Origin of the sequence: Achromobacter xylosoxidans A8 (assembly GCF_000165835.1) — a bacterium.
Classification (GTDB): domain Bacteria; phylum Pseudomonadota; class Gammaproteobacteria; order Burkholderiales; family Burkholderiaceae_B; genus Achromobacter; species Achromobacter xylosoxidans_B.
On record NC_014640.1, the window covers coordinates 6,797,548 to 6,812,341 of the forward strand.

14 protein-coding genes are annotated in these 14,794 nt (G+C 65.8%); 6 read left to right on the plus strand and 8 right to left on the minus strand.

What is annotated here, in order from left to right:
- Position 1: 1 nt before the first annotated feature.
- The 7 genes from AXYL_RS31315 to AXYL_RS31340 form a co-directional block, all read right to left on the minus strand.
- Complete coding sequence (locus tag AXYL_RS31315; protein ID WP_013396905.1) at positions 2–898, minus strand: DUF6999 family protein; 897 nt, start codon at positions 896–898, stop codon at positions 2–4.
- Positions 895–2,820 (minus strand): StlD/DarB family beta-ketosynthase, encoded by a 1,926-nt coding sequence (locus AXYL_RS31320; protein WP_013396906.1) that lies wholly within the window; start codon positions 2,818–2,820, stop codon positions 895–897. The genes AXYL_RS31315 and AXYL_RS31320 overlap by 4 nt, the downstream gene beginning before the upstream one ends.
- A 33-nt stretch (positions 2,821–2,853) precedes the next feature.
- Positions 2,854–3,786, minus strand: a complete 933-nt coding sequence (locus AXYL_RS31325; protein WP_013396907.1) for a fatty acid desaturase — start codon at positions 3,784–3,786, stop codon at positions 2,854–2,856.
- Positions 3,746–4,522: a sterol desaturase family protein gene (locus AXYL_RS31330; RefSeq protein WP_013396908.1), complete on the minus strand. Its 777-nt coding sequence runs from the start codon at positions 4,520–4,522 to the stop codon at positions 3,746–3,748. Before AXYL_RS31330 ends, AXYL_RS31325 begins: the two co-directional genes overlap by 41 nt.
- A gap of 123 nt (positions 4,523–4,645) precedes the next feature.
- Positions 4,646–5,542, minus strand: a complete 897-nt coding sequence (gene dapA / locus AXYL_RS31335; RefSeq protein ID WP_013396909.1) for a 4-hydroxy-tetrahydrodipicolinate synthase — start codon at positions 5,540–5,542, stop codon at positions 4,646–4,648.
- 141 nt (positions 5,543–5,683) lie between these two features.
- Positions 5,684–5,812, minus strand: coding sequence for a hypothetical protein (locus AXYL_RS35425; protein WP_013396910.1), 129 nt, complete (start codon positions 5,810–5,812; stop codon positions 5,684–5,686).
- Positions 5,813–5,885: 73 nt separating this feature from the next.
- On the minus strand, positions 5,886–6,371 hold the full coding sequence (locus AXYL_RS31340; protein ID WP_013396911.1) for a GAF domain-containing protein: 486 nt from the start codon (positions 6,369–6,371) through the stop codon (positions 5,886–5,888).
- A 178-nt stretch (positions 6,372–6,549) separates the two neighbouring features.
- Between AXYL_RS31340 and AXYL_RS31345 the strand changes: the two genes are divergently transcribed.
- The 5 genes from AXYL_RS31345 to AXYL_RS31365 all read left to right on the plus strand — a co-directional run bounded on the left by AXYL_RS31345 (position 6,550) and on the right by AXYL_RS31365 (position 11,447).
- Positions 6,550–7,752 carry a PLP-dependent aminotransferase family protein gene (locus tag AXYL_RS31345; RefSeq protein WP_013396912.1) on the plus strand — a complete coding sequence of 401 codons (1,203 nt, stop codon included), beginning with the start codon at positions 6,550–6,552 and terminating at the stop codon, positions 7,750–7,752.
- 215 nt (positions 7,753–7,967) lie between these two features.
- Complete coding sequence (gene ubiA / locus AXYL_RS31350) at positions 7,968–8,894, plus strand: 4-hydroxybenzoate octaprenyltransferase (protein WP_041656878.1); 927 nt, start codon at positions 7,968–7,970, stop codon at positions 8,892–8,894.
- A gap of 116 nt (positions 8,895–9,010) precedes the next feature.
- A complete protein-coding gene (locus tag AXYL_RS31355) occupies positions 9,011–9,415 on the plus strand; it encodes a DUF1090 domain-containing protein (protein ID WP_013396914.1) in 405 nt (134 codons plus the stop codon).
- Between the two features lie 313 nt (positions 9,416–9,728).
- Positions 9,729–10,121 (plus strand): DUF4148 domain-containing protein, encoded by a 393-nt coding sequence (locus AXYL_RS31360; protein ID WP_013396915.1) that lies wholly within the window; start codon positions 9,729–9,731, stop codon positions 10,119–10,121.
- Between the two features lie 201 nt (positions 10,122–10,322).
- A complete protein-coding gene (locus AXYL_RS31365; protein ID WP_013396916.1) occupies positions 10,323–11,447 on the plus strand; it encodes a saccharopine dehydrogenase family protein in 1,125 nt (374 codons plus the stop codon).
- A gap of 60 nt (positions 11,448–11,507) precedes the next feature.
- Here the strand turns inward: AXYL_RS31365 and glcC are convergent, their stop codons facing one another.
- Positions 11,508–12,272: a transcriptional regulator GlcC gene (gene glcC, locus AXYL_RS31370; RefSeq protein ID WP_013396917.1), complete on the minus strand. Its 765-nt coding sequence runs from the start codon at positions 12,270–12,272 to the stop codon at positions 11,508–11,510.
- Between the two features lie 238 nt (positions 12,273–12,510).
- Here glcC and AXYL_RS31375 point away from each other — a divergent pair, with 238 nt between their 5' ends.
- Positions 12,511–14,685, plus strand: coding sequence for a malate synthase G (locus tag AXYL_RS31375; protein WP_013396918.1), 2,175 nt, complete (start codon positions 12,511–12,513; stop codon positions 14,683–14,685).
- Positions 14,686–14,794 lie beyond the last annotated feature (109 nt).

A 14,794-nucleotide genomic window follows, 5' to 3' on the forward strand; every position in this document is an offset into this window, starting at 1 on the left:
CTCAGGCGATCGGCGCGGGCGGCTCGCCGCCTTGCTGCGCCTCTTTCATTTCCATCAGCAGGCTGTGCAGCATCTCGGTGGACAGCCCGTGCAGCACCAGCCGGTAGCCCGCGCGCAGGGTCGACATCGGCACCAGCGGATGGTTGTTGTTGACCAGGATCAAGTGCTGCGGCGCGCCCAGCAGCTTGGCCGCGTAGATGCCGATGGTCTCGTCCAGCTGCAGCGAATTGGCCGCGCGCCAGAAGTCGTTGTCGGTCAGCATCAGCTGATACAACGGCGTGAAGAGTTCGATCGCGCTTTGCAGGTCCAGGAAGTTCAGCTTGCCCTGCGGCATGTCTTCTAGCAGCAAGTCCGGATCGCGGATCATCGAAAAATCGACTCGTTCCGGCGCATGCATTTCCACGCCTGCGTCGCGCAACGCCTGGTTCAAACGAATGACGAAATTGAACAGGTTCAGGTCATGCTTGACGAAGAGTTCGTCCTTTAGATCGTCGATATCGCGCGGCTCCAGCGGCGTGGTGGTGACACGCACCGGCGAGTTGGCCGCGATGAAGGACAGTATCTGCGCGCCCAGGTGGAAGTGGCGCAGGATCAGCCAGTTGGCCTCGGGCGACACGAAGCGCTTCAAGCCCCAAGCCAGGATGCGGTGCAGCAGCTTCGAATGCGACCAGCGGCGCGGCAGGAAGGTCTTGATGACCTGGATCAGGATGATGAAGGCACGCGCCAGCGGCCGCAGAAAGGGCAGCAGGTACTGGCGCGAAGCGCAGCTGGAATCCGTCAGCCAGGCCTTCTTGACCTTGTCCGGCAGAGGCGTGCTGCGGTCCAGGTAGAGCGCCAGCCAGGGGCTGGGATCGGCGGGATCGTGCGGCTTGGCAAGGAATTCGGGCTCTTGGCTCATGACGCGTCGCCTTCCATCACGTGGTGGAACTGCATTAGGTACAGCGCGGCCGTGCGGCGCGCGGTGTCGACGATGCGCTGTTCGGCGCGGCCGTCCTCGTCGCAGTCCAGCGCCAGCTCCACCGCCGACAGCCAGCGCGCCAGGTGATGCTCGTCGTTGTGGCCGTGGTACTCCAGGAAGCGGAAGGCGTCGGGCGGCAGCGTCAGGCTGGCCTTGAGCAGCGGCAGCAGCGCCGGCACGATGCGCTGCCCGGTGCCCTCGATGATGTAGATGGCGCCCAGCAAGCCGATGGGATCGCGCGTAGCGGCCAGGCCGTGCAGATAGGCGTTGAGCGCCTCGCCGCCGGGATTGCGGCGCAGGGCATCGATGCTGTCCACCGGACCGCCCGCGTTGCGGTAGTCCTGGAACAGGATCTGGAAATCGTTCTGCTCTTCGCCGGCGTGCGTATCGATCAATGCGGCCAGCGGCGCGTACTGCTCCGACAGCGAGGCCGCGCCTTCGCGCATCCACTTGCTGCCTTCGCGCACCTGCGGAATCCAGTTCTCCATCCAGTTCAGATAGTCGGCCGTCTGGAACTGGCGATTGCGCAGGCGCCGCACTACCGGCGTGCGCCACACGCGCGAACGGTAGTCGTGCCAGATCGCGGCCAGTTCGGTCAGCAGCTGGCCCAGGCCTTGCGGCGCCATGTCCGGATCGTGCGGCGGCGCGATCGCGGCGGCGTCGTCGCTGTTCGCGTCCTCGCGCGCGGCGACCGTTGCGGGCGCGCCCACGGCGATCTGCGGCGCGTGCACGGCTTCGGCTTCCAGCAGCATGTACGCGGCCATGAAACGGCCCGATTCCGGGATGTAGCAGAAGATCTGCTCGCCCGGCTTCACTTCGCGCGTTTCCAGGAACTCGGCCAGCATGATCAGGATGGACGCCGCGCCGGTATTGCCGCGCCACGCCAGGTTGCTGAACCAGCGTTCACGCGGGATCACCAGGCCGGCCTTCTCCATCAAGTCTTCCACCACGGGAATGAACTTCTCGGACGAGTAGTGGCACAGGAAGTGGTCCACCTGGTCCGGATCCACCCAGCCGTCGCGCACCAGCTTGGCGTATTCATGGATGCCGATGTCGAACAGATGCGGCAGCAGGCGGATGTCCTGACGCAAGGACAGCGCGCCATCGGCCTCGGCCTCGTTCCACGACGGATAGTCCAGATGACCCTTGGCCCGGTCGGCCGACAGGCCCAGCTGCATGCACACCGGATAGTCGCCCGAGAACGAACGCTGATGCACCCACTTCAGACGCAGGCGCACGCCTTGCGAGGCGCCCGGCAAGGGCCGTCCGCTATTGCCCAACAACACCGCCCCCGCGCCGTCCGACAGCATCCAGCGCAGGAAATGCGCGTCGAAGTCGGCGTCGTAGCCGCGCGCCGCGAAGCGCGAGCGCTTGAACAGCCGCGACGGCAGCTCGCTGGCCACCGCCAGGGCGCTGGCGTGTCCGCCCAGCTCCACGCCCTGCGCGGCCGTCTGGATGGCCGACACGCCCGCCGCGCAAATGCCGTGCACCGACAGGGTTTCCATCGGATGCGCGGCCAGCTCGCCCTGGATCATGTTCGAGAAACCCGGCATCAACGCGTCCCCGCCCGACGAGCCGCTGGCCAGCAGCGACACGGCGGACAGGTCGCTGTCGTTGCGCCGCAGGCAATCGCGGATGGCGTTGGCCGCTAGCTGCGCGTTGGTGAATACCGTGGCGCCCTCGGGATCGATCGCGTAGTAGCGCTGCTTGATGCCGTTCTCGGCCAGGATGCGGCTCTTGATGCGGCTGGACATGCGGTTCAGCGGCGCGATGTAGCTGTCCATGGCATCGTTGGACACGGGCTCGCCCGGCATGAAGTAGCCGGCGCTTTCCAGGTAGACACGATGAAACGCAATGGGCATGAGAGGCCTCTGGTGGATGTAGGGAGTGCGGCGCTAGCGGATGTGCTCGGGCGCCATGCATGAACGGCTGCGAAAGCGCGGCATGAAGGCGCCCAGCACGAACACGCGGAACATATAGGGCGTGAGGCCCGGCTCGTTCAAGGCCGGATTCACGCGGTTGCGGTATTGCTCGCGGTGCAGGCGCGTCAGTTCGGACCAGTGCGCCCGCGGATGCTCGTGGTGGGCGGTGTGCAGGCCGATGTTGAAGAGCAGCGGATTGACCAGCCCTTCGAAATTGCGCGCATAGTTCAGGCCCGCGACGGACCGAGGCCCGCCGTCGGCGTGCGCATGCTGCAGGTAGTTGGTAGCCAGCAGCCAGTGCAACCCATGCAGCTGCGGCACGATGACGAACAGCAGCGCCTTCATGGGGTTTACGGCCAGCAGCCCGCCCCACAGGCCCAACCATACGCCGTACTGCGCCATGCAATAGCGCCAGGCGCCCGGCCAATGCCGGTACAAGCGGCCCAGCCACGCGAAGAACAAGGGATACAGCACCCAACCCGCCTGCAATGGATGGATCAGGTAGCCCCACAGATGGTTGGTGTCGCCGCCAAAGCGATAGGTACGCGCCACGTCGCGCGCGCCGTGCTTGTAGCGATGGTGGTTGGCCACGTGCGCCGGATAGAACACGAAGGTCGGATGCCCCTGCAGCAGCGTGATCCAGAAATCGGTCGCGCGGTTGGTCCAGCGTCCGCGCCACATGCGGATGTGCGTATGGTTGTGGTGGATGACGCCCACGCCCAGGGTCAGGAACAGCATCAGGCCGTACAGCGGCCACCAGAAGCCGTGCACCCACTGCCACGCCGCCAGCGCCGGCAACGCGGCCAGGTAGGCCAGGCTTTGCCAGTCGCGCCAGCTGCGCAGCGACGGCAGGCGGCGCTGCCGCTTAAGCGCGCCCGCCAAGCGATTCTCGCTGCCGGAAAGCATTCAGCTGGGCCTGCGCCGCCTCGGCCTTGAGACGGGTGCGGAACAGACGATCCATGAAGGTGAACTGGAAGCCGTAGTTGCCGTTGTAGCAGGCGTGGTGCAGGTGATGCCTGCGGCTGGCGGCGAACCAGTGCGCGTAGGACACGTTGGGAAAGAAGTCGTAGTTGGCGTGGCCGATGCAATTGAAGAACAGGCTGAACAGCGGCACCGACGCCAGCGACCAGAAACTGAAGTCGTGCAGCACCATGGGCAGCATGATCACGTTGCCCAGCATCAGCGCTTCGATGGGATGGAAGCTGTAGGTCGAGAACGGCGTGGTCACGACCGAGCGGTGATGCGGCAGGTGGAAGCGGCGCAGCAGCTTGGTGTGCAGCAGGCGGTGGTTGATCCAGAAATGCACGTCGTTCCAGGCCACCAGCACCAGGATCTCGAGCGTGATCTTTTGCCAGCTGGCATCCGGGTCCAGGTGCGCCCAGCCCAGCTGCAACAGGCCCCAAGGGAAAATCATGCCCGTGCCGAACAGCAGGATGGACAGCCCGGATTGCGCGAGCTCGCGCCGCAGCTGGCCCGGCGCCAACGGACGCGGATCCAGCGGGCGTCCGATGCCCAGCGCCGGCAGGACGTAGTGCGTCAGCAGCCAGGTGGCCGCGCCGAAGACCAGATAGATGCCGCCGAAGAAAAGCAGGCCCGCCAGCATCACTTGCCAGGCGGACAAGGCTACAAAAGCTTGGGCCATGAACGTTCTGTTTCACCCTGAGAATGGGCGCATGATAAGCAATCCGTCAGCTTCCAGGTAGGACATTTATTACAAAATGAATCCGAAGGCCACAAAGCTGGCGGACTGCTCGCCAAGTTCGGGCTACTGGCAAGGATATTGCCGGTTCAACCCCGCCACGGCGGCGTCCATGCGCGCGGCCAAGGCCATGCTGGCGGGCGGCATGGGCATGCGCAGCTCCTCGCTCAGCAGGCCCTGGCGCCCCAGTTGCGCCTTCAAGGGACCGGGATTGGGCTCGGCGAAGGTCAGCTGGATGATGGGGACCAGCGCGTGGAACAGCTTGCGGGCCAAGTCCAGCTGCTGCGCCTTCACGGCCTGGTGCATGGCCACGAACAGGTCGGGGCGGATATGTGCCGCGGCCGCGATCATGCCGGCGCCCCCCAGGCTCATCACGGACAGCGCCTGCAGGTCCTCGCCCGCCAGCACGTGCATGTTGCCGTCGGCGATCAGCGCGATCGTCTTTTCCAGCGAGCCGCCGCAGTCCTTGATCGCCGCGATATTGGGATGCGCGGCCAGCGCCAGCAAGGTCGCTGTATCCAATGTCGTGCCGGTGCGATAGGGAATGTCGTAGAGCACCAGGGGGAAGCGCGAGGCATCGGCCAGGCAGCGGAAATAGGCGGCGGCGCCTTCCTGGCCGGGGCGCACGTAGTACGGCGCGGGCGCCAGGATGCCGGCCAACGGACGCGTGCCGAAGGCGGCCAGGCGCTGCATCACGTGTCCATGATGGTTGCCCGCCAGGCCCATGATGACGGGCAGCCTGCCGGCCTCGGTCAGCACGGCGTCCAGCACCGCCAGCTGTTCGGCATCGTCCAGCGACGCAGCCTCGCCGGTGCTGCCGCACACGACCAGCCCGTCCACGCCCGCGGCGGCATAGTGGCGCACCAGGCGGCGCAAGGCCCCGCCATCCACGGCGCCGCCGGAAAACGGCGTGACCAGAGGCACCCAGACGCCCTGGATCGGAGATTGATGATGAGATTGCATGTGAACACTCCTGCGTTGTAAGCGGACCGTGGTTGGGGACCGTACAGAAGTGCTCGGGATGCCAGGGGATGCGCGGACGGCGCCAAGCGCCGCCAGGAGGCCGCTGTTCCGTCGCCCATCTGACGGAACAGCATGCTCCGGTCAGATGAGCGGCTGTTTTTTGGATTTCAGGCCGGCGCAAGCCAGTACCACGCCCTGGGCGCGGAACGGGAAAGCGGATTGCTTGGCCTGATGAATCATGAATGTGGGAACGGATGCGGTGGTGTGCAAGCGCAGATGCGGGAATCTACCGGGAGGCCGCAACCGTGTCAACGGCGCGCAGCGCGGCGGCTGCCGCCGCGGCTCAGCCCAGGCTGGCCAGGAACACCGCGCACAGGGCTTCCATGCCCTGGCGGTCGTCCTCGTCGAAACGATCCGGCACCGGGCTGTCCACGTCCCACACGCCGATCAATTGGCCCTGGTGGACCAGCGGCACCACGATCTCGGAACGCGAAGCCGCGTCGCAGGCGATGTGGCCGGGAAAGGCATGCACGTCGGGCACCAGCTGCGTCTGGCGCTGGCTGGCCGCGGCTCCGCACACGCCGCGATTCAGCGGAATGCGCACGCAAGCCGGCTTGCCCTGGAAGGGGCCCAGCACCAGTTCCGTGCCGTCATAGAAATAGAAGCCCGCCCAATTCAGGTCGGGCAGGGCCTGGTAGGCCAGCGCGCTCAGGTTGGCGGCGTTGGCGATGCGGTCGGGCTCGCCGTCGAGCAGGGCGCGGGCCTGGGCGACCAGGCCGGCATACAGGGCGGCCTTGGAGTCGGCGACGATGGGAGCGGCTTCGAACATGGAAAATGTAACTGTACAGGCGGTTATCGATGCAGGTGATTTTAGGGGCTGCGGCCGTTAAGGGGGCCGGGCCGCCGCCGTGTGGGACAATAGTTTTTTTCCGAATGTTTTTCCGCCGGGCCACCCAAAGGGACCAACCGCCCGTATTTTCCTACCCTTCTTTTTCAAGAAGCACTCCATGGACAAGCCTCTCGAACCTGCGTTTTCCTTTTCGGAACGCGCCCAGCAACTCACCAGCTCCGCCATCCGCGAGATCCTCAAGGTCACCGAGCGCCCCGAAGTCATTTCGTTCGCCGGCGGCCTGCCGGCGCCCGGCGGCTTCCCGGTAGAGGTAGTTCGCGCGGCATTCGACAAGGTACTGTCCACCAACGGCCGCGCCGCCCTGCAGTACGGCCCCACGGAAGGCTTTGCGCCGCTGCGCCAATGGGTTGCCGATGATCTGAACAAGGCCGGCGCCAGCGTCGCCGCCGACCAGATCCTGATCGTGTCGGGTTCGCAGCAAGCGCTGGACCTGCTGGGCAAGGTGCTGATCGACAAGGACAGCAAGGTGCTGGTCGAAGACCCCAGCTACCTGGGCGCGCTGCAATCGTTCAGCCTGTACCAGCCCAACTTCGTGCCGGTGCCCACCGACGAAGGCGGCCTGATCCCGGAAGCCATCACCCCTGAACTGGCCGAAGGCGCCCGCTTCCTGTACGCCCTGCCCAACTTCCAGAACCCCACCGGCCGCACGCTGAACCTGGAACGCCGCATCGCGCTGGTCAAGCGCGCCGCGGAACTGAACCTGACCATCGTCGAGGACGACCCCTACGGCGAACTGCGCTACGCGGGCGAACCGCAGCCCGGCCTGATCGCGCTGGCCGCCGAATACGGCGCCAACGTGGTGCGCCTGGGCACGTTCTCCAAGGTGCTGGCCCCCGGCCTGCGCCTGGGCTACATCGCCGCCGCGCGCCCGCTGATCAACAAGCTGGTGCAGGCCAAGCAAGCCACCGACCTGCACACGCCCACGCTGACGCAGATGGCCGTGTACGAGATCGTCAAGGACGGCTTCCTGGAAGAGCACCTGCCCAACGTGCGCGAAATCTACCGCGCCCAGGGCAGTTGCATGCTGGAAGCCATCAAGCAGGAGTTCCCGGACACCGTCACCTGGACCAAGCCTGAAGGCGGCATGTTCATCTGGCTGACCTTGCCCGACCACATCGACAGCACCAAGCTGCTGGAAAAGGCCATCGCGCAAAACGTGGCGTTCGTGCCCGGCGCGCCGTTCTACTGCGGCGCCGGCAAGACCAACACGCTGCGCCTGAGCTTCGCCACCGTGCCGGAAGACAAGATCCGCCGCGGCATTGCGATCCTGGGCAAGCTGCTAAAAGACGAGGTGAAGTAGGCCCCCCCCCCCGAAGCGCCTGCGGCGCTTCCCCCCAGGGGGGCGCCGCTACGGACCGGCGGAGCCCGGATCCGTGCGGCCCCGCTTTCGCCACGACAGTGGCAATATGACGCGGGTGCCTCGTAGGTGCTGTAGGACATGAACGGCGGCCGGGCGCGATGCCCGGCCGCCGTTGTTTTATGCTCTTGGTTTTCCCATTCCGTTTCGCCGTGACAGTGAGCGCCCCCCAACCATCCCCCGTTGACCTCAGCGACATCGTCTTCACCGACTGGGTCGAACGCTGGCTGCCCAAGTCCTGGCGGCCCTATGCCCGTCTGTGCCGCCTGGACCGCCCCATCGGCACCTGGCTGACCCTGCTGCCGGCCATCGCCGCGCTGGTACAGGCCGCGGGCGGCCTGCCGGACCTGCGGCGTTTGATCGTGTTCTCGCTGGGCGCGCTGCTGATGCGCGGCATCGGCTGCACCGTCAACGACATGTGCGACCGCAACTTCGACAAGCACGTCGAGCGTACCCGCTTCCGTCCGTTGACCAGCGGCCAGCTCACGATGAAGAACGCGGTCTGGTTCCTCATCGGGCAGTTGCTGGTCTGCGGGTCGCTGCTATTCTTCCTGAACGAAATGAGCCGCTGGCTGGCCGTGGCCGTGCTGCCCTTCGTCTTCATCTACCCGCTGTGCAAGCGCGTCACGTACTGGCCGCAAGTCGTGCTGGGCATCTGCTTCAACTGGGGCATGCTGATGGCCTGGTCGGACACGCAGAATCACGTGCCGCTGGCCGCCATCGCCATGTGGGCGGGCGCGGTGCTGTGGCAGGTCGGCTACGACAGCATCTACGCCTACGTGGACGTGCGCGACGATCGCAGCCTGGGCCTGCATTCCACCGCCATGCGTTTCGGCGACCAGGGCAAGCTCTGGATCGGCGGCTTCTACCTGGCCACCATCGCGCTGTGGGCCTGGGGCGGCTATGCCATCGGACTGTCGTGGGCCTATCAGGTCGGCATGGTGGCCGTGGCGGCGCACTTGGCGTGGCAGTTGTGGGTCTTCGACATCCAGCGGCCCGACCGCAACTTCATGCTGTTCCGCGCCAACCTCTGGCTGGGCGCCCTGTTGGTCGCCGCCGCGCTGGCGGGTACGCTGATCCGCTAAAAGCCGCATCGGCGCCGCACTAGCGGCCGCGCCGATGCCCCGTTGACGCTGCGCATTGCCCGCGGCGCCGACTGGGACCATGATGTAGCCTCCGCAACACATTCCGGAGACCACGCATGCCCTCATTGTTCAAATCCCTGGCCTTGACGGCCGCCGCAGCCGCCGCGTTCGTGGCCATTCCGGCCCAGGCCGCCAGCGATTGCTCGGCCCAGCGCGGCTGCGCCGCCAAGTTCTGCGCAATCGAAAACGACATCGCCGCTGCCAAGGCGCAGAACAATACCCGCCGCGAAGCCGGGCTGCGCAAAGCCCTGGCCGAAGCCAAAGCAAACTGCACCGACAGCCGCCTGCAATCGCAGCGCGAAGCTGATGTGCGCGAGAAGCAAAGCAAGGTCGCCGAACGCGAAAGCGAGCTCAAGCAGGCCCGCGCCAAGGGCAAGCAGGACAAGATCGACAAGGCCCAGCGCAAGCTGGACGAAGCCCAGGCGGAATACAACGCCGCGCTGGTTGAACTGAACCGCTGATCCCCCCTCCTGCCAGCCCCGGATCAGTCCGGGGCTGCGCGCCATCACTTCCCCCCCTCCGCCGCCTGACCTCCGCCCCTCCCGGGTGGACTACCTCCTATGGTGTCATCAAACGGAAATTCCACCATCCATGGTGCCATTTGGCGAAATGAAAACCTATTAGTCTCTTTTTTGGAAAGATGTTTTCAGGGAATCAGGGTTTATCCGGGGGTGTTTTGAGGCCAGAATGCATCTCATCGGGACACAGCAAGCGAACCCCCAGGCAATCAGGCCGGCGGTTCGGCTCCCAAGCTCAAGACACTGGAGGTCTGCCATGAAAACCCTTGCTACCGCTTTGATGCTGTCGATGTCCGTTCTGGCTGCCGGCGCCCAAGCCGCCGAGGCTGATCAGGGTCCCACCCGCGCTCAAGTCCAAGCCGAACTGCAACAAGCCAAGGCCTCGGGCCAATACACCTTCGGCGAAGAAGGCTACCCCGCCGCCATCGCCCCGAAGTCGACCCTGACCTCGCAGCAAGTGCAGGCTGAACTGCAGCAAGCCAAGAACGCCGGCGAAGTGACCTTCGGCAATCTGGACTACCCGCCCGTCGCCGCCGCCGAACAAGCCACCTCGTTGACCCGCGCCCAGGTCCGCACCGAACTGGCTGAGGCCAAGTCGGAAGGCCTGGTCACCTTCGGCAACCTGGACTACCCGCCCCTGGGCAGCTGATCCCCCCCTGGCCTCCCCGGCCAGGCAGCGCCCCGAAGCCCTCCGGCCCCAAACCGGAGGGCTTCGTTCTTGACGTTTCGACAATAAATTAAGTCGAATTAACGTTACCTACGGCCGATTCGACTATTTAGCATCTACACATCGACAGCGCCCCCGCATAGGATGAGCTCACCCACTCCCCTTCCATGCAGGAGCCGCACCATGACCACCGCCTCTCCCCGGCCCGTCCTACTCCTGGGCGCCGGAAAAATCGGTTTCGCCATTGCCCTAATGCTGGAACGCAGCGGCGGCTACTCGGTGCTGGTTGCCGACCAAAATCCCGAGCGCCTACGCATCGTGGCCGAGCTGGGCTGCGGAACCCGCCAGATTTCCGATGACGACAGCGTGGCGCAATGCATCGAAGGACGCTACGCGGTGATCAACGCGCTGCCCTTTCACCGCGCCGCCGCGGTGGCCGGCCTGTGCGCCAAGGCTGGCGTGCACTATTTCGACCTGACCGAAGACGTGGCCAGCACGCACGCGATCCAGGCGCTGGCGGAAACCGCAAGCAGCGTGCTGATGCCGCAATGCGGCCTGGCCCCGGGCTTCATCGGCGTAGTCGGCAACGCATTGGCGCGCCGCTTCGACACGCTGCTCGACCTGCGCATGCGCGTGGGCGCCCTGCCGCGCTATCCCTCCAACAGCCTGCGCTACAACCTGACCTGGAGCACCGAAGGGCTGATCAACGAGTACTGCAACCCTTGCGAGGCCATCGTCGACGGCCAGCTGACCAGCGTGCCCGCGCTGGAAGGCTACGAAACCTTCGCGCTGGACGGCGTGGAGTATGAGGCCTTCAACACCTCGGGCGGATTGGGCACCCTGCCCGCCACCTTGCGCGGCCGCGCCCGCAACGTGGACTACAAATCGGTGCGCTACCCGGGCCACTGCAGCATCATGAAACTGCTGCTCAACGACCTGCGCCTGCGCGACCGCCGCGACCTGCTCAAGGAAATCTTCGAAGCCGCCATTCCCACCACCGAGCAGGACGTGATCGTGATCCAGGCCTCGGCGTCCGGGCGCCGCCATGGTCGCCTTGAGGAAGAGTCCTACCCCATCCGCATCTTCGGCGCGGAAGTCGACGGCCATCGCCTCAGCGCCATCCAGCTCTCCACCGCTGCGGGAATCTGCGCCGCGCTGGATCTGGTGGCGCAAGGCGCCTTGCCGCAACGCGGGTTCGTGGGCCAGGAAGCGATAGACCTGGACGCTTTCATCAACAACCGTTTCGGCCGGGTCTACGCGGGCAAACCGCTGGCGTTGGCGGGCAGCGGCGCCATGGCCGACCGCTGAATCCGGGCGCGCGCCGCCCCCAGCGTCCTATCCCGCAAAAACTCACGGCGGGATGGGACGCTAGCTCCAGCCTTCCAGGCGCAAGGTCGCGCGCACCAGGCGCTGCTCTTCCTGCTCGATATCGGCCAGGCTCTGGCGCACGCTGTCTACGTGGTCCGCAGCCGCCTTGCGCGCCTGCTCCGGCTGGCGCGCCGTCACGGCGTTGAACAGCCGCGTGTGCTGGCGGTCGATCTGACGCTTCTCTGGCTGGCGGTGGTACAGGTTGTTGACGCAGGCGAAGACCGATCCCAGCAGCAGATCCGTCAGGGATTGAAGCGTGTGCACCAGCACCGGATTGTGCGAAGCCTCGCAGATGGCCAGGTGGAAAGCATGGTCCAGGTGCGCATGCGTCGCCGTGTCGGTGGCCGTGCCTTGGGCCGCCACCATTTCGTCGTAGCGGCGGCGGATCATGATGAAGTCCGCCTCGGTGCCGCGTATGGCGGCCAGCCGCGCGGACTCGGCCTCCAGCAGCGAACGCACTTCCAGCAAGTCATAGAGCGTGCGCGGCTGCGAATTGAACAAGTGCATCAAGGGGCCGGCGTCCACCTTCGAGATATGCGCCACATAGGAACCCTTGCCCTGCGCGGTATGGATGATCTCGCGCGCGCGCAACAGCTTCAGCCCTTCGCGCAGCGCCGTGCGCGACACGCCGAGCTTCTCGGTCAGGCGCCGTTCGGAAGGCAGCGCCTGGCCGGCCTTCAGCACCCCGTCCAGGATCAGGCGCTCGATCCGCTCGGCGACCTCGTCCGCCACCTGGCGGGGCTTTTCCTCTGTTTCCGCGTACATGCACTCTCCGTCACCAGTGGTATGACCAAGCGGCACCGCGACTGGGACGCTTGAGAAACACCTCTGTAAGTAGCTGATATAAAACCATAAAAAATACCGCCTTGCCCATACGGCAGTGCACAAACTGGTATGACCAGTTGGTTTTGATATGGACATTGAGACAGACGCGAACGATGATGTCGGGACCAGATACGCCCGGCGCGCGGCGTCGGCCAGTCCCTTACCGCTAGAGAACCGCATGACTCAACGCATCCAGCACCACGGCCTGCAAGTGGCGGCCAATCTCAACCAATTCATCGAACAGGAAGCCCTGCCCGGCACCGGCCTGGATGCCGACGGCTTCTGGCAAGGCTTCGCGGCCCTGGTGGACGACCTGGCGCCCAAGAACCGCGCGCTGCTGGCCGAACGTGACCGCCTGCAGGCCGAGCTCGACGCCTGGCACCGCGCCCATCCCGGCCCCATCGCCGATCCGGCCGCCTACCGCAAGTTCCTGGAAGGCATCGGCTACCTGCTGCCGCAGCCCGCCAGCGTGCGCGCCACCACCGAAAACGTCGACACCGAAATCTCGCAGCAGGCCGGCCCGCAGCTGGTTGTGCCCATGTCCAACTCGCGGTACGCGCTGAACGCCGCCAACGCGCGCTGGGGCAGCCTGTACGACGCGCTCTACGGCACCGACGCCATTCCCGCCACGCCCGGCGACACGGGGCACGGCTACAACCCGGAACGCGGCGCCGCCGTCATCGCCCGCGCCCGCGCCTTCCTCGACACCGCCGCTCCGCTGGCCCAGGGCTCGCATGCCGACGCCCGCGGCTATACCGTTGAAAACGGCCAATTGCGCGTGGCGCTGGCCAACGGCGCCACAGGTCTGAAGAACCCCGCGCAGTTCGCCGGCTACCAGGGCGAGGCGTCCGCCCCCTCGGCCATCCTGCTCAAGAACAACGGCCTGCACTTCGAAATCCAGATCGACCGCGGCCACAGCATCGGCGCCACCGACGCCGCAGGCGTCAAGGACGTGCTGGTTGAAGCCGCGCTCACCACCATCATGGACTGCGAGGACTCCATCGCCGCCGTGGACGCCGACGACAAGGTCCACGTCTACCGCAACTGGCTCGGCCTGATGAAGGGCGACCTGACCGAGGAGGTCACCAAGGGCGGCAAGACCTTCACCCGCAAGCTCAACGCCGACCGCAACTACACGCGCCCCGACGGTTCGCCGCTGACCCTGCACGGCCGTTCGCTCATGTTCGTGCGCAACGTCGGCCACCTGATGACCAACCCGGCCATCCTGGACCGCGAAGGCCGCGAGATCCCCGAAGGCATCCTGGACGCCGTGGTCACCAGCCTGGCCGCCTTGCAAGACCGCCAGCGCAAGCTGAATTCGCGCACTGGCTCCGTCTACATCGTGAAGCCCAAGATGCACGGCCCGGTCGAAGCCGCCTTCGCCAGCGAATTGTTCGACCGTGTCGAAGACCTGCTGAAGCTGCCGCGCAACACCCTGAAAATGGGCATCATGGACGAAGAGCGCCGCACCAGCATCAACCTCAAGGCCTGCATCGAGGCCGCCGCCGCGCGCGTGGCCTTCATCAACACGGGCTTCCTGGACCGCACCGGCGACGAAATGCACTCCAGCATGGAAGCCGGCCCAATGCTGCGCAAGGGCGACATGAAGTCCACCGCCTGGATCACCGCCTACGAGCGCAACAACGTGCTGGTCGGGCTGGACGCGGGTTTGCGCGGCCGCGCCCAGATTGGCAAGGGCATGTGGGCCATGCCGGACCTGATGGCCGCGATGCTGGAACAGAAGATCGCCCATCCCAAGGCGGGCGCCAACACCGCCTGGGTGCCCTCGCCCACCGCCGCCACGCTGCATGCGCTGCACTATCACCAGGTCGACGTGCAGACCGTGCAGCAAGAACTGGAGCGCACCAAGCTCGACAGCGTGCGCGATGATTTGCTGGGCGGCCTGCTGACCGTGCCGGTCGGAGACCCGTCCAAGTGGTCCGCGCAGGACATCCAGCAGGAACTGGACAACAACGTCCAGGGCATCCTGGGCTACGTGGTGCGCTGGATCGACCAAGGCGTAGGTTGCTCCAAGGTGCCGGACATCCACAACGTCGGCCTGATGGAAGACCGCGCCACCCTGCGCATCTCCAGCCAGCACATCGCCAACTGGCTGCGCCACGGCGTGACCAACCGCGACCAAGTCATGGAAACCTTCAAGCGCATGGCCAAGGTGGTCGACGGCCAGAACGCGGGCGACGCGCTCTATCGTCCGATGGCCGGCAACTTCGACACGTCGCTGGCGTTCAAGGCCGCCTGCGCCCTGGTGTTCGAAGGCCTGACCCAGCCCAACGGCTACACCGAGCCGCTGCTGCACAAGTACCGCCTGGAGTTCAAGGCCGCCCAGGCCTGAGCCCGACGTGCCAGGCCGCGGCACGAAAACCGGACAGCAAAGGCTGTCCGGTTTTTTTTGGGGGGTCGCGCCCCTGAAAAATAATGCGCGCCATTTCGCACGATCGTGC